The sequence below is a fragment of the Acidimicrobiia bacterium genome, assembly GCA_029210695.1.
In the GTDB taxonomy this organism is placed as follows: Bacteria; Actinomycetota; Acidimicrobiia; order Spongiisociales; family JAHEDJ01; genus JAHEDJ01.
In genome coordinates this window covers 18,969-39,230 of record JARGFH010000009.1, presented here as the reverse complement: position 1 = coordinate 39,230, position 20,262 = coordinate 18,969, and the positions used below count along the sequence as shown (strand labels likewise).

Below are 20,262 nucleotides of genomic sequence, written 5' to 3'. Positions count from 1 at the left end.
TGGGTTCTGGGTTCTGATCGAGCGTTCGAACAGGGTGCCGGGCTAGAACGCTGTTCGTTCGTTGGTGGCGGTCCAGATTGGCGTAAACACGAGGTACAACCCGAATGCGATGATGAACAGAGGTTCGACCCGCGCAACGGTCACGATACTGAGGCGATCGGCTATCCAGGTGCCGATCAGCGATCCCAACGGCAAAGTGCTCCACATGACGGCGCGAGAAGCCGAGGTGACCCGCCCGAGCAGGTGATCGGGCGTATAGAGCTGTCGCATCGTGATGAGCGGGACGTTGATCCAGGAAAGGCCGAGGAAGGTGACCGTCAACACCAGGAGGATCGACCATCGCGAAACTGTCAGGGTCAACACGGCGAACCCGGTACCGAACACCAGCATTCCCGTCACGAGCGTCCTCCCCAATCCGAGGATCTTCCCTGCGCTTCCTGCACTGAGCGCTCCCAGGACACCACCCACGCCTGCGGCGACGAACAAGAGGCTCACCTCCTGGCTGTCGGTCATTCCGAAGTAGTCGGCTCCGATCAGGATGATGATTGCTTCGAGGAACCCCGCCACGAAGTTGGTGATGGCTCCGGCGCCCGTCAGGAGTCGCAAGCGCCGCTCTTCCCACAAGAACGAGAAGCCCTCTCTCGCCTCAGCCCAATAGCCGCCGTGGACCGTTTGCAGAGAGCGCTTCACAGGCCCGACGAGCGCGAGCGAGAGCGCCGAAACGACGAAGGTGAGTGCATTGAGCGTGAATGCGGTGGAGTAGTCCCACCAGCCGACGATGAGGCCACCGAGAGCAGGGCCGACGACGAAGGCGACCTGTTGGCTGAGAGCAACCCGGGCGTTGGCAGTGCCCAGCTGATCCGGCCTAACGATCAAGGGAACGAATGCGAACAGAGCACTCGTGAACGTGGCTGCGAACGTTCCCACGAGGAATGAGATAGCCAGCAACGCCGGCAGATCGGGGGGAGCGCCGGCTGCCAACCTGGCCAGGACCAGAAATGCACCGGCCCGGATGAGATCCGAGACAATCAGGACGGAACGCAGACGCAGTCGATCCAACAGAACTCCGGCGAGTACGCCGACCAGGAAGGTCGGGAAGCTCTCTGCCGCGTAGATGAGGCCGAAATCTGACGGTTGATCGGAAATCAGGAATCTGACGAAGGCCGGGATCGTGAAATAGGCGATGTAATCGCCGAGTTGTGAGATCGTTTGTCCGGCCCAAAGAGCGTTGAAACGCGCGCCGAGTCCGGCAGGCGCTCGATGGCGACCCCGGCTCGGGCGCGATCGTTGTGTCCAGATCTCGCCTCTCATACTGAGGGGGCAGGCTAGACCGTCGGGCACTATCGTGTGCGGTAGACCCGTCTTGGGCCTCCGCGCACCAAGTGCGGATTGCGCCCCGGCGGCATCGAGAAAGTAGCCTGAGTCATCATGAGCGGCCCGAAAGAACTCCCGCAGCTGGTCACGGAACTGACCGACCTCTCGAAGCAGTACCTCATGCAAGAGACGATTGAACCGGCCAAGCGGCTGGGACGCGTTGCGGGCATGGGCCTGGCGGCGGGTGCCTTGTTTGCGTTCGGCGCCATCTTTCTCGGCATCGCTCTGGCATTACTACTGGTCATGGTGCTCCCGGACGGGGATCTCTGGAAGGCTCTTGCCTATCTGATTTCAACCCTGGTGCTCGGGGGAACCGCCGGCCTCATCATCTGGAGGGCGACACGCTGATGGTCACTCGTGCGGATATCGAAGCAAAAGCAAAAGAGATCGAAGGGGCCTTGAAAGAAACCCAGCAGGCCGTCAAGAACAGTGCCGTCTGGGTCGCCGTTGGCGTTGCCGCCATCGTCGTCTTCGCGTTTGTGTTCGGGCGCCGCAAAGGCAAGCAAGGCAAGGCCGTCGTCGAGGTCTACCGGATCTGAGCGTCAGGCCGGCTCGGCCAGTTTCACCTGGACACCTTCGCCGACCTTGAGCGTCCGCTTGTCGAGCAACTCCCTCCCACTGCTGCGACTGCGGAGCCAGGCAACAGCAAGTAGGGACGCGCCCAGCAGGATCAGTTGCGGATCGCCGGTGCGGAGACCACGGAAGGTTCGAGTCAGACCGGACGTGAGTGGGTTCATGGCAGAACAAGGTTAGCCCGGGCCGCCGGCTGATCGACCAGGCAGGCGACTCGACGCCCTAAACTCCTCAACCCATGCGAAACCAGCGCTTCATTCGAGCAGTCATTTTTGTCGTCGTGGCCGGCATGATCCTCACGATGATGGTCGCCGCGCTGTCTGTGCTCTCTTCATGAGCAGGGCTTTCTCTGCCGGTGATCAGTGTCTCCTCATCGACACCAAGAAGCGCCGTTTCCTTCTCCGTCTCAGGGAAGGCGGCGCTTTCCACTCGCATCATGGGGTCATCGATCACGATCATCTGATCGGCATGGAGGATGGATCGCGGGCGATCTCGACCGGCGGCGCCGAGTTCATCGTATTGCGGCCGCGTCTCTCGGACTATGTGCTCAAGATGCGAAGGGGCGCCCAGGTGGTCTATCCCAAAGATCTGGGCCCCATCCTCGTGTACGCGGATATCGCCCCCGGGTCGATTGTGCTCGAAGCCGGGACGGGTTCCGGCGCTCTGACCCTCGGTTTGCTGAGAGCGGTTGGCTCATCGGGTCGGGTGGTGAGCGTCGAACGCCGTGAAGATCATGCCGAGCATGCCGGGGAGACGATCAGCCGGTGGTTGGGGTCGATACCGGACAACCTCGAATTGCGAATCGGACAGGTAGAGGATCAGATTCTCGAGGTTCGACCGGACCGCATCGTGCTGGACGTTCCGGAGCCGTGGCACAGCGTTGCACCGGCGGCCGTCGGGTTGAGCAGTGGCGGCGTGTTTTGCGCCTATGTTCCCACCGTTCCTCAACTCCAACAGACGGTCGAGGAACTGCGGGCGAGCGGGCGTTTCGACGACATTCTGGCTTTCGAGGCACTTCTGCGTACCTGGAATGTGCAAGGACGGTCGGTGCGTCCGGACCATCAGATGGTCGGACATACCGGGTTCATCTGCGTCGCCCGCAAGGTAGCACCGAGCACACAGCAAGAGCCGGAGTCTGAGGACTCCGGCTCTCAACCGCCCGATGAGGGTTGAGCCTAGGGCTCAATGAATATGCACTCGCCGGGGCATTCCTCGGCAGATTCCACCGTGATGTCCTCTTGCCCGGCCGGTACTACGGCGACACCGTCTGCTCCCTGCGAGTTGTTCTCCGCCTCGGCGAAGATCTTCTCGCCCTCACGGACGTAGGCCAGTCCGTCATCGAGCATCACGAATACGTCCGGTGCGATCTCTTCGCAGAGACCGTCTCCTGTGCAGAGATCCTGATCGATCCACACCTTCATGTCGAACTCCTGGTTCGGTGTTTTGCGGAGCGTCATCCTACTGCACGTTGTCGCCAAGCCGGGACTTCCCGCCCTGGTATGTACAAGACGGCTGCATCCGTATACTGCGAATAGAGGTACCTCATGACGAACGAACCACACGACCGGGCCGAGATTCGTGACCTTCTCGCTACGATTGCCCGGCTCGAGGGAGAGGCTGCCACCCTGCGCGGTCGGCTGCTCGACGCTCCCAAACACGTGCGGATTCTCGAAGAACGACTCATCGAGCAGAAGGCCCAATTGCGCAGGGCAGTCGAACAGAACGAACGCCTGACCAATGTGCTCGAAGAGGCTCGTGAGCAGCTTTCGGTGCTTCGTGAGGAGGTCGAGAAACTCACCACACCGCCGAATCCTTTCGGAACGGTGATCAACACCAACGAAGACGGCACCGTGGATGTGCTCACCGCCGGTCGAAAGATGAGGGTCAGTGCTCAGCCGACGATCGAGGTCAAGCAGTTGCAGCGGGGGCAGGAGGTGTTGCTGAACGAGTCCCTCAACGTCGTCGACGTGCGGCACTTCGACTCCACGGGCGAGATCGCCACCGTGAAAGAACGCCTCGACGAACACCGGCTCATCGTGGTCGGCCACGGTGACGAAGAGCGCGTCGTTGAGATCGCCGAGCCGATGCGGGAACAGTTCCTTCGGGCCGGCGACCACGTTCGGATCGACGCCAAAGCCAACCTGGTCCACGAGAAGCTCGCCCGGCCGGAGGTCGAGGAACTCGTGCTCGAGGAGGTTCCCGACATCACCTACGAGATGGTCGGCGGCCTCGGAGAACAAATCGAAACGATCCGCGATGCGGTCGAGCTTCCATACGTACACAAGGTTCTCTTCGAGAAGTACGATCTCGAGGCCCCCAAAGGTGTGCTGCTGTACGGGCCACCGGGTTGCGGAAAGACCCTGATCGCAAAAGCCGTGGCCAACAGCCTCGCCAAAGCCGTTGCGCAGCGAGTGGGTAGGGAGGACGCGCGGTCCTACTTCTTGAACATCAAAGGCCCTGAACTGCTGAACAAATACGTCGGTGAGACGGAGCGCCAGATCCGGCTGATTTTCCAGAGGGCTAAAGAGAAGTCGGATGAAGGCGTGCCCGTCATCGTCTTCTTCGACGAAATGGACTCCCTGTTCAGGACGAGGGGAACCGGCATTTCGTCCGACGTGGAATCCACCATCGTCCCGCAGTTGCTCTCCGAGCTCGATGGTGTGGAGAGCCTGAAGAACGTCATCGTCATCGGCGCCTCGAACCGTGAGGATCTCATCGATCCCGCCATCCTTCGACCGGGACGTCTCGACGTGAAGATCAAGATCAACCGTCCCAGTGAGGAGGCGGCAGGGGAGATATTCCGGATCTACCTTTCTCCCGAACTGCCGCTCGACGCCGGTGAGGTCGGTGCACACGGTGGAGAGCCCCGGGACATGATCTCGGACATGATCAGCCAGACCGTGTCCCGCATGTACGGCACGGGCGACGAAAACAAGTTCCTCGAAGTCACGTATGCGAACGGCGACCGGGAGGTCCTCTATTTCAAGGACTTCTCGAGTGGCGCGATGATCGAGAACATCGTCCGCCGCGCAAAAAAGGACGCCATCAAGCGAGAGATCAACGACGGTGAAGCCGGTATCCGGACCAGCGACCTGCTGGCCGCCATCAAGCAGGAGTTCCGCGAACATGAGGACCTCCCGAACACCACGAATCCCGACGACTGGGCGAAGATCTCCGGCAAGAAGGGTGAACGGATCGTCTACGTGCGAACCCTGATCGAGGGGGAGTCCGAGTCGAAGACCATTGAGACGATGACGCCGGGACAGTACCTGTAGTGGCATTGACGAAGGTGATTGGAACCGAGACCGAATTCGGGATCACCATCCGGAACCAGCCCGACTTCAACCCATCGGTAGCGTCCGGCCTCGTGATCAATGCCTACCGCGGTGATGCTGCCCGGGTGCAATGGTCGTTCGAGGAGGAGTCACCCGGCCGTGATGCCCGCGGCTTTGGATTTGAGGTCGCCGTTTCTTCGGATCTAGAGGCTGGGATGGCCAACGTGGTTCTGACGAACGGCGCCCGCCTCTACGTCGACCATGCTCATCCTGAGTACTCGACTCCCGAGTGCCGTACTCCTCTCGAAGCTGCTCTCCACGACAAGGCGGGCGAAGTCGTCATGGCCAGAGCCGCCCGGGCTGCCCAGGAGCTCGTTCCTGCCGGCCAGATCGTCGGTGTCTACAAGAACAACAGCGACGGAAGGGGCAACTCTTACGGCGCCCATGAAAACTACCTGCTCGCCCGTGCGCTGCCGTTTGAAGACGTGATCCATCATCTGACTGCCTTCCTCGTGACCCGGCAGGTTTTCACCGGTTCCGGCAAACTCGGTTCGGAGAACGGTCGCCCCGACGTGGACTTCCAGTTGACACAACGAGCAGACTTCTTCGAAGAGGAGGTGGGCCTCGAAACAACCCTGAAGCGGCCGATAATCAACACAAGGGATGAACCGCACGGGACGCCTTCGAAATACCGTCGATTGCACGTGATCATCGGTGACGCCACGATGTCCGAAACCCAGACATTCCTGAAGGTCGGGACGACTGCGCTGTTGCTGGCCGCGCTCGAGGACGGCGCGCTGCCCGAAGCCCTAACCTTGCAACATCCGGTGGAGTCGTGCTGGCAGGTCAGTCACGACCTGGAGATGCGCCGCCCGCTCCGGCTCGAAGGCGGAGCCACCGCCACCGCGCTCGATCTGCAGTGGCAGTATCACGAGTGGCTCACCAAGTACGCGGAACAGTTCGAAGGAGAACACGACCTGCTGCTTTCCGAGTGGGCGAAGATCCTGACCGACCTCGAGCGCGACCCTCTCTCGACCGCAGATCGCCTGGATTGGGCCGCCAAGTTTCGCCTACTCACGGGGATGCAGGAGCGAGATGGGCTCTCCTGGACCGATCCGAAGCTACGAGCGCTGAACCTTCAGTTCCATGATGTTGATCCAGAGCGTGGGATCTTCCAACGCCTGGTACGTCGCGGGGCAATCAACCGATTGTTCACAGATTCAGAAGTCGACGAGGCGGCAACTCACCCACCGCAAGGGACCCGCGCCTATTTCCGGGGTGAATGCGTTGCCCGGTATCCGACCGCGCTGGTAGCTGCCAACTGGGATTCGCTCGTCTTCGATACCGGGGAGGGTTCACTCACACGGGTGCCTATGATGGAGCCCTTGAGAGGAAGTAAGGACCTCGTAGAGGAGCTGCTCGATAGCTCACTCACCGTCCCCCAACTCCTCGAAGCGCTTGGAGGTAGCGATGGCCGAGCAGGAACAGAAACGACGCCAACCACCGGCTGACTCAAAGACCGAGGCCGCAGACGCCAAGGTCGAAGCGAAGGTCTCCGAGACCGCTGAGAAGCTCGATGACCTCCTCGATGAGATCGATGCCGTCCTAGAGGAGAACGCCGAGGAGTTCGTGAAGAACTATGTGCAGAAGGGTGGCGAGTGATCGACCGGCTAATGCCACGGGGACTCGATATCGCGGGAGGCCCCGGATTCACCCAGTTGCTCCAATCACTCCATCTCGAACCCACCTGGCCGACCGCCGAAGGTGATATGAGCAGGATCGAAGCCCCGGAGTCCACGACTGTGCTCGCCGCCCGCTACAAAGACGGCGTCGTGATGATCGGCGATCGACAGGCTACCGAGGGTCACTCGGTCGCGCATCGACGGATGCAGAAGGTCTTTCCCACCGATCGATTCAGCGTGGTTGCGATTTCCGGAACGGCCGGCCTGGCGGTCGAGATGGTTCGGCTATTCCAGACCGAACTCGAACACTACGAGAAGCTCGAAGGATCCCGGCTGAGTCTCGACGGAAAAGCCACATACCTGGCCAGAATGGTCCGTCAGCAACTTCCGCTGGCCTTCCAGGGACTCGTTGTGGTCCCGCTTTTTGCAGGTTTCGACGAAATCCATCAGACGGGCCGTCTCTTCACATTCGATGTTGTAGGCGGAAGGTATGAGGAGAACGACTTCGGAGCGACCGGATCGGGCTCCCGGGAAGCACGCTCGTACTTGCGCAACCGCTATGCACCCGACCTCGAAGAAGCCGAAGCCCTTCAACTCACCATGGAAGCGTTGGTGGCGGCATCCGAGGAGGACGTGGCAACTGCCGGCCCCGATCCGCGCCGCGCCATTTTCCCGACGGTGGTGACGGTCACCGCGTCCGGGCACGACGAATTCGACGACGCCCGAGTCGAGCCGATTGCCTCCGCCGCACTGGAGGCCGTCAGATGAGCATGCCGATGTACGTTCCGCCGGAACAACTCGTCAAGGATCGAGCCGAATACGCCAGGAAGGGTATTGCTAGGGGGAAGAGCATCGTTGCTCTCGAGTTTGCCGGGGGAGCGCTGCTCCTGGCTGAGAACCCCAGTGGAACCCTTCACAAGATCTCTGAGGTCTACGATCGCATCGCTTTTGCCGGCGTCGGCCGTTACAACGAGTTCGAGAGCTTTCGGGTGGCGGGCATCCGGTACGCAGACGTCAAGGGCTATATGTACGGGCGCCCGGACGTCGACGTCAAGGGCCTGGCCAACGCATTTGCCCAGACGCTTGGCAATATCTTCATCCACGAGATCAAGCCGTATGAAGTCGAGATTCTGTTGGTAGGGATCTCCGACGACGGTAGCGACATGTTCAAAGTGCTGTACGACGGAACCCTCTCGGATGAGCACGGTGTCGGCGCGATCGGTGGTCAGGCCGACGAGCTGGTCTCGCACCTCCGCAGCAACTACGAGGAGGGGCTGCCCTTCGAAGCTGCTCTTGCGCTCGCCAAGGACGCATTCCGCTCACTCACCGCCGGACGCGACATCGAAGGCTGGGAAGGAGCGGTACTGGACCGTGCGCTAGGGCGTCGGACCTTCCGAAGACTCACAGAGGATGAATTGAGCGACTGAACCCAGGTCATCTTGCTGTGTCGCCCGCAGATAACCAGGAGGGCTGTACGCTGAGCGCGTGGAGCGCCGCATCTTCGGACTCGAGAACGAATACGGGGTGACCTGCACGTGGCAGGGCCAGCGCCGGCTCAGTCCCGACGAGGTAGCCAGATATCTGTTCCGGCGGGTGGTCAGCTGGGGACGGTCGTCGAACGTGTTCCTCGAAAACGGATCTCGCCTGTACCTCGACGTAGGTTCTCATCCTGAATACGCGACGCCGGAGTGCGACAACCTCCACGACCTGATCGCCCACGACAAGGCGGGGGAACGGATCCTCGAAGAACTCGTGTTCGCAGCCGAGGAACGCCTCGAGGAGGAAGGGATCAAAGGCGAGATCCACCTCTTCAAGAACAACACAGACTCGGCCGGCAACTCCTATGGATGTCACGAGAACTACCTGATCAGCCGGCACGGTGATTTCCAGCGAACCGTCGACACCCTCATTCCTTTTCTGGTGACCCGGCAGATCTTCTCGGGGGCAGGCAAGTTGCTCCAGACCGCTCGCGGAACGACCTTCTCCATTGCGCAACGGGCCGAGCACATCTGGGAAGGAGTGTCTTCGGCAACGACGCGCAGCCGACCGATCATCAACACCCGGGACGAACCGCACGCCGACGCAGAGCGGTATCGCAGGCTCCATGTAATAGCCGGCGACTCCAATATGTCGGAATACGCCACGTTCGTGAAAGTGGGGACGGTGGCCGCCATACTTCAGATGCTCGAGGACGATGTCGTATTTCGCGATCTCACGCTCGAGAACCCCATCAGGGCCATTCGGGAGATCAGCCACGACATAACGTGCAGGCGTCCGATCCGCCTACACAACGGTCGTGAACTCACTGCGCTCGATGTTCAGTGGGAGTACTTCGATCGGGCCATGCGCTACTCGCGCACTGTGGGGTTCCCGGCTCCCGTGCAACTCGCAGTCGAGATGTGGGAACACCTCTTGACGAATCTCGAAAAGGATCCGCTTCGTCTCGACCGTGAGGTCGACTGGGTCATGAAGTATCACATCATCGAGCGGTTTCGCGAGCGGCATCACCTGCCGCTGTCGAGCTCGCGCCTGGCGATGATCGATCTCAGCTATCACGACGTAAACCGATCGCGCGGTCTCTACTACCTCCTCCAGCGCCGCGGTTTTGCCGACAGGGTGGTGACGGATCGGGCTATTGACGAAGCCAGGAGACAGGCACCCCAGACGACTAGGGCGCGATTGCGCGGAGAGTTCATTCGCGCCGCCAAAGAGAAGAAGCGCGACTTCACAGTCGACTGGGTACACCTGAAGCTCAACGATCAAGCTCAGCGAACCGTTCTCTGCAAGGACCCGTTCAAGTCGCAAGATGAGCGGGTCGACAAGTTGATCGAGAGCCTCTGAGTCACCGGTCGGATCGGGTACCTGGTAGCTCTTCCACGAGATCCTTCCTAGTCCGCGGCGCTCGCCGTACTCTGTCGTTGTCATGAAGAACGTGCTCGAACGCCTACTGAACCTGCTCGCTTGCCTGCTGACCGCGGATCGCCCCGTTTCAGCGGATGAGATTCGCTATACCGTGGCCGGGTACGAGGAAAAGACGGATGAAGCCTTCCACCGGATGTTCGAGCGAGACAAGGAGCTCTTGCGTGAGATGGGGATTCCCATCTCACTGCAGCCGACCGACATTTGGGAGATCGAATTCGGGTACGTCCTGCCACCCGAGGAGTATCAGCTCGATGATCCGGGACTGACGGACGAAGAACGCACCGCGCTGTGGCTGGCCGCGCAGATCGTCCGGCTGGGCGGACAACCACAGGGCCCGGAGGCGATTCTGAAACTGGGTGGCATCCCGTTCTCAGGTGGTGGCGAGCCGCTGGCGGCCGAGCTCGGGCTCGGGTCGACCGACCTCTCAACGGCGTTCCAGGCGGTAGCGGATCGGTCTGCCCTCGAATTTGATTATCGGGAACGCCACCGCCGCATCCACCCGTACGGTCTGGTGCACCAGCGCGGGCACTGGTACGTGGTAGGTAAGGAATCTGAAGAGGCGGTGAAGGCCTTTCGCATCGACCGGACCGCCAACATGGCAGTCGGCTCGGCGCCGGGAACGTTCGAACGCCCGGTTGGGTTCAATGCGGCTCAAGCGCTCCCCAAGGCGCCATGGGAGGCAGGAGAAGGTGATGTCCGGGCGGAGGTGCAGTTCGATTCCGATGTCGCCTGGTGGGCGGAGCGACAGCTCCCCTCGAATGCCGGGCGCGAACACCACGATGACGGATCGATCACAGCCCGGCTCGATGTGGCTAATGAGGACGCGTTCATTGGATGGCTGCTGGCATTCGAAGAAAAGGCGGAGGTGCTGGCACCTGCCGAACTTCGGGCCAGGCTCATGCAACGGGTGGAGGGCGCCGGATGACCCGCACTGCGCAGCGACTGAACAGGATCCTCTCCATGCTCCCGTGGGTGATCGCCAACCCCGGTACCGCGGTTGATGAAGTCTGCGACCGGTTCGGCTATTCCAGAAGGGACCTGATCGCCGACCTGGACCTCGTCTTCGTGTGCGGACTTCCGGGATACGGGCCCGGTGACCTCATGGTCGCGTACGTGGAGGACGACGAGGTGATCGTCGATATGGCGGATTACTTCGCAAGACCGCTCCGACTCACCCCGGCAGAAGGGCTGGGACTGCTGGCGGCCGGACTGGCGTTGATCAGCAGCGGTCAGGCCCCACCGGCGCTCGAACGGGCGGTTGAGAAGCTCAGCACCGCGCTCACCCCTGAGGGCGGAGAGGTACTGGCGGTAGATGTATCCGGCGAACCGGAGCTGGTCGGTCTGCTCCGCACGGCGGCGGCCGGCGGCCGGGTCGTCGACATCGTTTACTCCTCCCTCGGCAAAGGCGAGACGAAGGCTCGATCGGTTGAACCCTGGAGTGTCGCTTCGGCCCTCGGTAACTGGTATCTGTCTGCCTACTGCCGAACGGCAGGGGGAGAGCGCATCTTCCGGGTTGATCGGATCCGTCGGGCGGAGGTCACAGACGAGGCATTCGTTCCGCCTGAGGACCCCCCACCGGTGGAAGTGCGGTACCTGCCGGGTGAGGATGACGTACGCGCCACCATCCGCCTTACCAACCGGGCTCGCTGGGTGGCAGAGTATTACCCGATCGAGGTCGTCGAAGATCTCGAGTCCAGCCTCGTCATCAGGTTCTCGGCCAGCGATGTTGCAGTGATCGCACGACTCCTGCTCAGGCTCGGGAGCGAGGCCGCACTAGTTGAAGGCCCCGGCGTTGCCGAAGCGCTCGCCGATTTGCGCAGCCGCATCCTCACCCGGTACGCCCCGGCGTAGCGCCGGGGCGTACCGGCCTCGGCCGGAACTCAAGACCTGCCGACCAGGGTGTGAGCCGCGCCGAGGCGGGTCCGAGTCGGATGGCTTCCCCGAATGGCTTCGCGAAACCTCTTCAGTTTCAGCTGTCTATCACCGATATCTCTGGCAACAAGCGGTTGCGGAGAACCCAACAAGATGACCACCATCAAAACCACCTGTCGGCTGTGCGGAGACATCGAGCTGCATCCCAAGGATCTGCGACTCGAACTCGACCCGATGAAAGATGCAGGAAACTACCGGTTCACATGCCCGGCCTGCGATCACATCCAGCGGCGCCCGGCGAACGCTCGAGTCGTGAGTGTGCTGCTCGCCACCGGCGTCGCCTACGACGTGCTCCCGACAGATCCGATCACAGAAGACGAGATCGCCGCATTTGCCGTAGCACTGCGCGACGAAGAAGACCTCGTCCGCCTCCTCGCCACCTGACCGACAGGTTCTCGAGCCTTCGGGGATCCGGTTGGTGGGCCGGCCGTCCCTTCCATGTGATTCCGCTCATCTTCGCGTCGACCAGGCGCACGATCCTCCTAGCATGTGCATATGCCTGATGTCTCTCTAACCGAGTTCGCCGTCATCGGTCTGGTCGTGCTGATCGCCTTTGGCCCAAAACGGCTGCCTGAGATCAGTAGAACGGCAGGCAAGTGGGCGCGCGAACTGCGAACGATCTCCCGTGAGTTCCGCCGGGGCATCGAACGCGAGGTATCGGCAATCAATGAGCCTCTCAAGGAGATCACCCAGGATCTGATTGGTCCGATGCAGGACCTCAAGAAGGAGATCCAGGGTCCCGTCGAAGCAATGAAGAAGGACCTCGCCGAGCCGCTCGACCAACTCAAGGACGACCTGAAGGAGGTCGAACAGCTTGCGTCGGCCGATTGGGTGGGACCTGTTGCCGACTCGGGGCCGACACCGGGCGATGCATTGGAGGATTTGGATCGAATCGAATCCGGCGAGGACCTGCTCGACGGGGAGCCGGATTGAACGACGAGCGCCGACAGACCATTCTCGAACACCTCGAGGAGTTCCGCTGGCGGGTCGTCAAGTCGGCAGTTGTCCTCCTCATCACGTCGATCGTCGCCTTCGTCTTCCGCGACTGGATTCTCGACGTGTTGGTCCAGCCCTACCGGGACATCGGCGGGGCCGGGGAGCTGATAGCCCTGAAGCCAACAGAAGCATTCGGGGCTGCGATGCGGATCGCGTTCTTCGGTGGGGTGTTGCTGGCCAGCCCGATCCTGCTGTATCAAATCTGGGCGTTCATCAACCCTGCGTTGAGCCCCCGGGAGCGCCGCTGGACGATTCCAATCGTCACCGCTCTTGTCATCCTCTTTCTGGGCGGCGTCGTGTTCGCATACTGGATTCTGCCGCGCGGCCTCGAATTCTTTGCCTCCGTGCTCGAGGTCGAGTTCCGGCTGCAGATAACGGAGTACTTGAAGTTCGTAACCATGGTGATGCTCGTGTTCGGGCTCTCGTTTGAGTTCCCGGTGTTCCTCTACGCCGCCGCCGCAGCAGGTCTGATCACCTCGGAGAAGCTGGCCGGGTCACGCCGGTGGGCAATCACCATCATCGTCATCGTGGCCGCGGTGGTGACGCCGACCGGAGATCCCTACACGCTGCTCCTGCTGAGCGGACCCCTTTACCTGCTGTATGAGATAACGATCTGGCTGATCAGGTGGACCCTGCGCAAATGAGTCTGGGCGCGTACATATCGCAGTTGGACTTCACTCCGGATCGTTTTCAACGCCAGGCCTTCGAAATACTCGAGCGCAACGAATCCGTTGTCGTGTCTGCGCCGACCGGAGCAGGCAAGACTCTGATCGCGGAGGCGGCGGTCTACCGAGCCGTCGAACGCGGCAAGCGGGCGTTCTACACGACCCCGATCAAAGCTCTGAGCAACCAGAAGTTCGCCGAGTTCGTCGCCGTCTACGGCGAGAAACGAGTCGGATTGCTGACCGGAGACAACTCCATCAACGGCGATGCCCCGGTGGTTGTGATGACGACCGAAGTGCTGCGGAACATGATCTACCAGGAAACTCCCGGGCTGGTCGACGTCGAAAGCGTCGTGCTCGACGAAGTCCACTACCTACAGGATCAGGTTCGTGGCCCGGTCTGGGAAGAGATCATCATCCACGCCCCTCCGCAGATCCGGCTGGTCTGCCTCTCGGCCACGATTGCGAATGCGGGGGAACTGGCCGACTGGGTGAGAGAGCGGCGAGGCCCGACATCGCTGGTGGTTGAGTCCGAGCGTCCCGTTCCGCTCGAGAGCCTTTATTTCCTCAAGGACCTCTGGGCAGAAGACCCTCTCAAACTCTTCCCGATGTTTGTCGGCGACGGGGCAAAACGCCCCAACCACGCGATCGAGCGACTCCTCAGCCAGCGCAAGGGGCGGCGCCGGAGATTCGTGACTCCTCGCAGGTTCGACGTCGTTGACCAACTCGCCCGGGCCGAGATGCTGCCCGCGATCTACTTCATCTTCAGTAGAGCAGGGTGCGACAGTGCCGCCGCCACTCTGGCTTCTGCCGGTCTTCGACTGGGCGGCGATGGTGATAGCCAGTCGTTGCGGGAGATCGTCGAGCGCCGGACGGCACATCTGGCCACCCGGGACCTGCAGGCGCTCGGATACGAACGATGGGTGGCCCAGTTGGAGTCGGGCGTCGCAGCTCATCACGCAGGAATGGTGCCGGCTTTCAAGGAGAGCGTCGAGGAGGCCTTCGCGGCGGGTCTGGTCAAAGTGGTGTTCGCCACTGAGACGCTGGCGCTCGGCATCAACATGCCGGCCAGGACGGTTGTGCTGGAGAGCATGAGCAAGTTCAACGGAGAAACGCACGAGCTGCTTCGATCGGGTGATTACACCCAGCTCACCGGCCGGGCCGGACGGCGTGGAATCGACGATCACGGTTACGGGATCTCGCTCTACTCCCCGTTTGTCGGTTTCGATCGGGTCTCCTCAATCGCCGGGATGGGAGCGCATCCACTCCGATCGAGCTTCCGTCCCACCTACAACATGGCTGCCAATCTCGTTGCCAACTACCCACAGGTTGAGGCGGAGCGCTTGCTCGAGTCCTCGTTTGCCCAATTCCAGCGGCGTAGTTCTGCGAAAGCGGCGAAGGAATCCATCGATAGGCTCGAAGCAGAGCTCGCCCAATTGCGGTCCCGGGCCGCTTGTGAACGCGGCGACGTGTTCGAGTTCGTGGGGTTGGCAGGGGAGGCGCCTGCACGGTCCGAGCGCGGTGTGTTGGACCTCGAGGCCGGTGACGTGATCGAACAGTTCGGTGACCGGGGAAGAGATCGTACCGTTGTTCTGCAGCGTGATCGGTGGCGGTCCGCCGACCCACGGATCGTTGTCGTGAGCGATACCGGCAAGCTGCGGAGGATTCGCCTCCGCGACCTCGCTCCCGGAACAGCCCGCCTCGGCCGCGTGCGGCTTCCGCAGCCGTACCGTCCTAAGGATCAACGATTCCATCATCGCGTCGGTCGCCTTCTACAGGGTTTTGAACCCGAGGTCGAAGAGGTGCTCGGTTGGACCATATCGGAGCGTGCAGGCGGGCATCCTGTGTCTGCGTGCCCTGATGTCACCGAGCACGTTCGGACTGCGCAGAAGGCTTTGCGGCTGGAGAAAGACCTGGCTCGCAGGCGCAAGCGGCTGGGGGCCGGCGAGTCGGATTTGATCGAGGAATTCGATTCGATCCTGGATCTCCTCGAGGCACGGGGATACGTGCGCGGCTGGAGCCTCAGTGAAGCGGGGGAGCGGCTTCGGATCGTCTACAACGAATTGGACCTCTTGCTGGCCGAATCGATTCGCACAGGAGTCTTCGACGGGTTGTCGGCAGCCGAGCTGGCAGCCGTGGTGTCCGTATTCGTCTACGACCCGCGCGGAGCCGGAGAGGGATTTCGGGCCCCAACGGTCCGGTTCGGCGACAGCTGGAAGGCGATCGAACGAACGTGGCGGGTTCTGACCGAGGAAGAGTCCAACCGGCGCCTGAAACCCACGCGTCGACCCGAACCGGGATACGCCGACACGGTATTTGCCTGGGCTTCCGGGGCTACGCTCGAGGATGTTCTCGAGGACGAGGACGTCGCGGCAGGGGACTTCGTGCGTAATCTGCGGCAAGTGCTCGACTTGCTCCGGCAGCTCAGGGACGGGTTCCCGGCCCTGGCGAGTCTGGCTCGAGAAGCGATTCGGACCGTCGATCGTGGCGTGGTCGCGGCAGGAGGACAACAATGACGGCCTGGAAAGTGATGGTCAACGCCCGGGCAGGTGACCGGCGTCGCCTCGAGGACCGGGCCCGCGACGCTTTGACCGCATTTGGACTCGAGTCAGATGCCGAATCCCCGGACGGAATCGAGGCGATGCGAGAGCAGACCCTTTCCGCCGCTGCCGCGGGCTGGACCCGTTTCGCCGTTGTAGGAGGAGACGGCACCCTCAACGTGGTTGTCGATGCCCTGATGCAGAGGACTTGGAGCGCGCCGCCCGTTGTTGGGTTATTGCCGTCGGGGACCGGTTCCGATTTCGCCAGGACGTTCGCGTTGCCGCAGCGACTCGAAGAGGCTGCCGCCCATCTTGTTGGTGAGCGCACCTATCCGGTCGATGTCGGCATCGCAGAGGGCTCCTGGGGCAAGCGTGCTTTCATCAACGAGGTTCAGGCTGGACTGGGAGCTGCGACGGCAGGAATCGCCGAGCGACTTCCGCGTCGCATCGGCGCTGCCAAGTACCAGATCGCTTTCTGGGCTACCTTGCCGCGTTTTCGGCCGGCCATGGTCAAGATCGAGGCGGGGTTGAGGTCTTTCGAAGGCCCCGCACTGGCAGTCGTGGCGGCTAACGGTCAGTTCTTCGGAGGAGGGCTCAATATCGCTCCTCGAGCCTCACTCCGGGACGGCAAGCTCGATGTTCAGGCGTTTTCGGTGTTGCGCAGGTCTGCCGTTCCGCTGTTCCGGAAGATCAAGGTGGGCATGCACGGGAACCACCCCGGTGTTCACCGGATGCCGGCGGCCTCTGTCTCGATCGAGACGGAGATCCCATGGCCGGTCGAGGTCGACGGTGAGCCACTGGGCATGACTCCCCTCAAGGCGTATATGGTGCCAAATGCCATCGAATTCAAGATCTGACGTTCACCGGTCGATACTGCCTCGAGCCGGCGGCCGGAACGAAATCGCCCGTGGCGTCACGGACCCGGCTCAGCAACCTATACTCCGGCCGCTCGATGGAAGAGGCCATGGCACAGGATGATGTTTTGACAGACCCCGACGAAGTACTCGAAGACGACGTCGAAGAGGACTTTGATGAGGATGCGGACCTCGATGAAGACGTGGTGAGCGAGGTGGATGACATCGTCGACGACGAGGTCATCGACGACGAAGACGACGAGACGGAGATCGAGACGGAGACCGAAGCGCTCGACGAACTCGAAGCCGAGGAACTCGAGTTGCTGGACGACGAAGTGGCCGAAGCGCTGCTCATCGATGAGGTTGCCGAGCTGCGGGCGATTCGTCGAGAGGAATTGACGATGAATATCGATGCCCAGCAGGCGCAGGTCGATGAGTTCGTCTGCTCCTCATGTTTTCTCGTCAAGCGGACGAGCCAGCTGGCGAATCGGCGCAAGATGATCTGCTTAGATTGTGCGTCTTGACCCCGTCACCGTCGTAGTCCCCACCTACAACGAACGACAGAACCTGCCGGATCTGGTGACCGCGGTGCTGTCCCACGGATACCGGCTGCTGATCGTTGACGACGGTTCGCCAGATGGGACCGGAACACTCGCCGACGAGCTCGCTTCCCAGCATACGTTGATGGACGTCGTCCACCGCTCAACGAAGCAGGGGCTGGGACCTGCCTACGCAGAGGGGTTTGCTGTGGCCCTGGAAGGAGGGGCGGCGGTCGTGTGCGAGATGGATGCCGACTTCTCCCACGACCCGAACGATCTCCCGCGCTTGATCGGGGCCCTCGAGGGAGGTGCCGACCTGGCGCTGGGCAGCCGCTACGTGCCGGGTGGATCAACTCCCGACTGGCCGTGGCACCGTCGGTTCCTCTCAAGGGGCGGCAACCTCTACGCTCGAATTGCCCTCGGCCTTTCCACGCACGACGCCACCGCCGGGTTTCGCGCCTACCGGGCGGATTGCCTCCGCCGGCTACATGCCGAAACCTGCGGGGCATCGGGCTACGCCTTCCAGGTCGAGCTGGCGATGCGGGCTGCAGATGAGGGGTGCCGGATTGAGGAAGTGCCTATCTCGTTTCGAGACCGGAAATTCGGCACGTCGAAGATGAGCAACGCAATAGTGGCGGAGGCGATGTGGCTCGTGACACGCTGGGCAGTGTCACGGCGCTTCGGTCGACTACGCTCGCCAGGGTGATCAACGTACGCAGAGCCGAACCAACCGATCTCCCCGAACTGGTTCGACTGTATCGCCGTCTTGAACTCGAGATGGTCGAACTCCATGGGATGTGGCCCGTTGCCGACGGTCTCGATGAGCCGATTGAGGGCTCGCTCAGCGATCGAGTTGAGTCAACCGATTACCACGTGTATCTGGGAATGATCGACGAAGTCCCGGTCGGTTTTCTGATTTCACGCCTCCGTCCGCTTCTCGTACAGGCCGGCGGCGAGGAGGTCGGCGTGATCGACTTCATTTTCACCGAACTGGAAGCCCGCGAAGTCGGCATTGCCGAGGCAATGCTCGACGTTGCGTTGGCCGATCTCACCGCCGTCGGCGCGGAACGATTCGACGCACCGGTTTTGCCGGGCCACCGGCTTGCCAAAAACTTCTTCGAGCGCTCCGGGTTCTCCGCCCGTTCCATCATCATGCATCGGAGAAAGCGGTGACCAGGGACGATCCGATCCGGTTTCCCCGGGTGGGAGTCGGAGCAGTGATCGTACGCGACGGCGCCCTATTGATGGTCGAACGTGGCCGGCCGCCCAGGGCCGGTGAGTGGGCCGTTCCGGGCGGCAAGGTTCGCTGGGGTGAGCGGCTCGAGGATGCGGTCGTCCGTGAAGTCTATGAAGAAACCGGGCTCGTCGTTGAGGTCGGCGAGCTGGTCTGGAGCGGTCAAACTATCGGACCCGACTGGCATTTCATCTTGATGGATTTCGAAGCAGCGGTCGTCGGAGGGACGCTGACTCCCGGAGACGACGCGGCGAACGCGGCATGGGTCGGGTTGGACGAGGTTTCAGACCTTCCGGTGACCTCCTCCATGCATGAACTGATCGACCTGCTCAGGAGACGTTGATGGAGAGCGAGGTTCTGGCCGATCTGCTCGGAATGCTGATCCGCAATCAGTGCATCAACGACGGCACTCCTGAGAGCGGCTACGAGCACCGGTCGGTGGAGACGCTGGCCGGTTTCTTCGGGGAGGCCGGGACGGTTTTCGAACCCCACCCCGGCCGTCAGAGCGTCCTGTACAGGGTACCGGGGAGAAACCCGGCGGCGCCGAGACTGATGCTCATGGGCCACCTCGATGTCGTTCCGGCCGATCGAACCGGGTGGGACCATGATCCGTTCGGCGGTCGAGTCCATGACAGGTTCGTTTGGGGGCGCGGAGCAGTGGACATGCTGAACGTGACGACCGCCATGGCGGCCGTCTTCAATCGGTACCTGTCCGGCGAAGCTCCGCAGCCTGCAGGAGATCTCCTGTTTCTCGCCGTCGCCGATGAGGAAGCGGGAGCGAGATTCGGTGCGAAGTACCTGACAGAACATCACTGGGGCGAGATTGCCTGTGAGTACGTGTTGAACGAAGTGGCTTATCCGGCTATCCGGCTGACCGAGTCCCCTGTATTTCCGGTGAACGTCGGCGAGAAGGGCCCATTCTGGCGAACGCTCGAGTCGACCGGTACCCCGGGTCACGGTAGTCAGCCGTACGGAACCGATAACGCCCTGGTGCCATTGGCTCGTGCGATGGCGGGGTTGGCCGAGGCTCCCGCGCCCGTCTTGATCTCTGATGAGTGGCGGGAGTTCGTGGCCGGCTTGGGGTTGCCGGACGAGCAGGCGACTGCCTGGCTGGATCCCGAACTCATCGATCAGGTGGTCGAAGACCTGGCAGCTGAGTCGATGGGGTTAGCCAGGTTCGTACACGCATGCACGCATCTCACGGTCAGCCCGACCGTGTTGCAGTCAGGAGTGAAGAGCAACGTGATCCCGGAAGCTGGTCACGCCGAAGTCGACTTCCGGGCATTGCCCGGCCAGGACGGATCGACGGTCGACGATCACCTCTCCAAGGTCCTCGGCGCCGATCGGGATCGGATCGCGGTCGCTCCGGTGATGGATCACCAAGCCTCGTCGAGCGCGCCGAACGGGCCGTTGTGGGAGGCGATTGTCGACGCTTTCGGTCTGCTGGCGGGCTCACGCCGGGTGGTGCCGACCTTGACTCCGGTGACCACCGATCTCAGGTTCTTTCGCGAGCGAGGAGCGGTGGGCTACGGCGTCGGCTGGTACGACGAGCGCATCGACTTCCCGGAGTTCCTCGGCATGTTCCACGGGAGGAATGAGCGGGTGAGCGTGGAGTCCCTGCACCGCACCTACCAACTGCTCGATGAAGTCGTGGCGGGGTTCTTGGCGCGGGTCTGACT

24 protein-coding genes are annotated in these 20,262 nt (G+C 61.9%); 21 read left to right on the top strand and 3 right to left on the bottom strand.

The window, feature by feature from the left end:
* Window positions 1-42: 42 nt before the first annotated feature.
* Window positions 43-1,311 carry an MFS transporter gene (locus P1T08_04650; GenBank protein MDF1595376.1) on the bottom strand — a complete coding sequence of 423 codons (1,269 nt, stop codon included), beginning with the start codon at window positions 1,309-1,311 and terminating at the stop codon, window positions 43-45.
* A gap of 117 nt (window positions 1,312-1,428) precedes the next feature.
* Here P1T08_04650 and P1T08_04645 point away from each other — a divergent pair, with 117 nt between their 5' ends.
* Both P1T08_04645 and P1T08_04640 read left to right on the top strand, forming a co-directional pair.
* Window positions 1,429-1,722, top strand: coding sequence for a phage holin family protein (locus P1T08_04645; GenBank protein MDF1595375.1), 294 nt, complete (start codon window positions 1,429-1,431; stop codon window positions 1,720-1,722).
* Window positions 1,722-1,913 (top strand): hypothetical protein, encoded by a 192-nt coding sequence (locus P1T08_04640; GenBank protein ID MDF1595374.1) that lies wholly within the window; start codon window positions 1,722-1,724, stop codon window positions 1,911-1,913. Before P1T08_04645 ends, P1T08_04640 begins: the two co-directional genes overlap by 1 nt.
* 3 nt (window positions 1,914-1,916) lie before the next feature.
* On the opposite strand, the gene P1T08_04635 is transcribed toward P1T08_04640, so the two are convergent.
* The gene (locus tag P1T08_04635; GenBank protein ID MDF1595373.1) at window positions 1,917-2,111 is read right to left on the bottom strand and encodes a hypothetical protein; all 195 of its coding nucleotides are present in this window, start codon (window positions 2,109-2,111) and stop codon (window positions 1,917-1,919) included.
* A gap of 169 nt (window positions 2,112-2,280) precedes the next feature.
* On the opposite strand from P1T08_04635, the gene P1T08_04630 reads away from it, so the two are divergent.
* On the top strand, window positions 2,281-3,120 hold the full coding sequence (locus P1T08_04630; GenBank protein ID MDF1595372.1) for a tRNA (adenine-N1)-methyltransferase: 840 nt from the start codon (window positions 2,281-2,283) through the stop codon (window positions 3,118-3,120).
* Between the two features lie 2 nt (window positions 3,121-3,122).
* On the opposite strand, the gene P1T08_04625 is transcribed toward P1T08_04630, so the two are convergent.
* Window positions 3,123-3,368 carry a ferredoxin gene (locus P1T08_04625; protein ID MDF1595371.1) on the bottom strand — a complete coding sequence of 82 codons (246 nt, stop codon included), beginning with the start codon at window positions 3,366-3,368 and terminating at the stop codon, window positions 3,123-3,125.
* A gap of 123 nt (window positions 3,369-3,491) precedes the next feature.
* On the opposite strand from P1T08_04625, the gene arc reads away from it, so the two are divergent.
* From arc to P1T08_04535, 18 genes are all read left to right on the top strand, one after another.
* Window positions 3,492-5,222 carry a proteasome ATPase gene (gene arc / locus P1T08_04620; protein ID MDF1595370.1) on the top strand — a complete coding sequence of 577 codons (1,731 nt, stop codon included), beginning with the start codon at window positions 3,492-3,494 and terminating at the stop codon, window positions 5,220-5,222.
* Window positions 5,222-6,733, top strand: a complete 1,512-nt coding sequence (gene dop / locus P1T08_04615; protein ID MDF1595369.1) for a depupylase/deamidase Dop — start codon at window positions 5,222-5,224, stop codon at window positions 6,731-6,733. Before arc ends, dop begins: the two co-directional genes overlap by 1 nt.
* Window positions 6,693-6,884, top strand: coding sequence for a ubiquitin-like protein Pup (locus P1T08_04610; GenBank protein MDF1595368.1), 192 nt, complete (start codon window positions 6,693-6,695; stop codon window positions 6,882-6,884). Before dop ends, P1T08_04610 begins: the two co-directional genes overlap by 41 nt.
* Window positions 6,881-7,672 carry a proteasome subunit beta gene (gene prcB / locus P1T08_04605; GenBank protein MDF1595367.1) on the top strand — a complete coding sequence of 264 codons (792 nt, stop codon included), beginning with the start codon at window positions 6,881-6,883 and terminating at the stop codon, window positions 7,670-7,672. The genes P1T08_04610 and prcB overlap by 4 nt, the downstream gene beginning before the upstream one ends.
* Window positions 7,669-8,331, top strand: a complete 663-nt coding sequence (gene prcA / locus P1T08_04600) for a proteasome subunit alpha (protein MDF1595366.1) — start codon at window positions 7,669-7,671, stop codon at window positions 8,329-8,331. Before prcB ends, prcA begins: the two co-directional genes overlap by 4 nt.
* Before the next feature lie 58 nt (window positions 8,332-8,389).
* Window positions 8,390-9,745, top strand: coding sequence for a Pup--protein ligase (gene pafA / locus P1T08_04595; protein MDF1595365.1), 1,356 nt, complete (start codon window positions 8,390-8,392; stop codon window positions 9,743-9,745).
* Window positions 9,746-9,827: 82 nt separating this feature from the next.
* The gene (locus P1T08_04590; protein MDF1595364.1) at window positions 9,828-10,751 is read left to right on the top strand and encodes a WYL domain-containing protein; all 924 of its coding nucleotides are present in this window, start codon (window positions 9,828-9,830) and stop codon (window positions 10,749-10,751) included.
* The gene (locus P1T08_04585) at window positions 10,748-11,677 is read left to right on the top strand and encodes a WYL domain-containing protein (protein ID MDF1595363.1); all 930 of its coding nucleotides are present in this window, start codon (window positions 10,748-10,750) and stop codon (window positions 11,675-11,677) included. The genes P1T08_04590 and P1T08_04585 overlap by 4 nt, the downstream gene beginning before the upstream one ends.
* A 174-nt stretch (window positions 11,678-11,851) precedes the next feature.
* Window positions 11,852-12,142 (top strand): hypothetical protein, encoded by a 291-nt coding sequence (locus P1T08_04580; GenBank protein ID MDF1595362.1) that lies wholly within the window; start codon window positions 11,852-11,854, stop codon window positions 12,140-12,142.
* Between the two features lie 111 nt (window positions 12,143-12,253).
* A complete protein-coding gene (locus tag P1T08_04575) occupies window positions 12,254-12,691 on the top strand; it encodes a twin-arginine translocase TatA/TatE family subunit (protein ID MDF1595361.1) in 438 nt (145 codons plus the stop codon).
* The gene (tatC, locus tag P1T08_04570) at window positions 12,688-13,398 is read left to right on the top strand and encodes a twin-arginine translocase subunit TatC (GenBank protein MDF1595360.1); all 711 of its coding nucleotides are present in this window, start codon (window positions 12,688-12,690) and stop codon (window positions 13,396-13,398) included. Before P1T08_04575 ends, tatC begins: the two co-directional genes overlap by 4 nt.
* On the top strand, window positions 13,395-15,932 hold the full coding sequence (locus P1T08_04565) for a DEAD/DEAH box helicase (GenBank protein ID MDF1595359.1): 2,538 nt from the start codon (window positions 13,395-13,397) through the stop codon (window positions 15,930-15,932). Before tatC ends, P1T08_04565 begins: the two co-directional genes overlap by 4 nt.
* The gene (locus tag P1T08_04560; GenBank protein MDF1595358.1) at window positions 15,929-16,813 is read left to right on the top strand and encodes a YegS/Rv2252/BmrU family lipid kinase; all 885 of its coding nucleotides are present in this window, start codon (window positions 15,929-15,931) and stop codon (window positions 16,811-16,813) included. The genes P1T08_04565 and P1T08_04560 overlap by 4 nt, the downstream gene beginning before the upstream one ends.
* A gap of 107 nt (window positions 16,814-16,920) precedes the next feature.
* The gene (locus tag P1T08_04555) at window positions 16,921-17,334 is read left to right on the top strand and encodes a DUF4193 family protein (protein ID MDF1595357.1); all 414 of its coding nucleotides are present in this window, start codon (window positions 16,921-16,923) and stop codon (window positions 17,332-17,334) included.
* On the top strand, window positions 17,324-18,055 hold the full coding sequence (locus P1T08_04550; protein ID MDF1595356.1) for a polyprenol monophosphomannose synthase: 732 nt from the start codon (window positions 17,324-17,326) through the stop codon (window positions 18,053-18,055). Before P1T08_04555 ends, P1T08_04550 begins: the two co-directional genes overlap by 11 nt.
* A complete protein-coding gene (locus tag P1T08_04545; protein ID MDF1595355.1) occupies window positions 18,052-18,522 on the top strand; it encodes a GNAT family N-acetyltransferase in 471 nt (156 codons plus the stop codon). Before P1T08_04550 ends, P1T08_04545 begins: the two co-directional genes overlap by 4 nt.
* Window positions 18,519-18,926, top strand: coding sequence for an NUDIX hydrolase (locus tag P1T08_04540; protein ID MDF1595354.1), 408 nt, complete (start codon window positions 18,519-18,521; stop codon window positions 18,924-18,926). Before P1T08_04545 ends, P1T08_04540 begins: the two co-directional genes overlap by 4 nt.
* Window positions 18,926-20,260, top strand: a complete 1,335-nt coding sequence (locus P1T08_04535) for a M20/M25/M40 family metallo-hydrolase (protein ID MDF1595353.1) — start codon at window positions 18,926-18,928, stop codon at window positions 20,258-20,260. The genes P1T08_04540 and P1T08_04535 overlap by 1 nt, the downstream gene beginning before the upstream one ends.
* The last annotated feature ends 2 nt before the right edge of the window (window positions 20,261-20,262 follow it).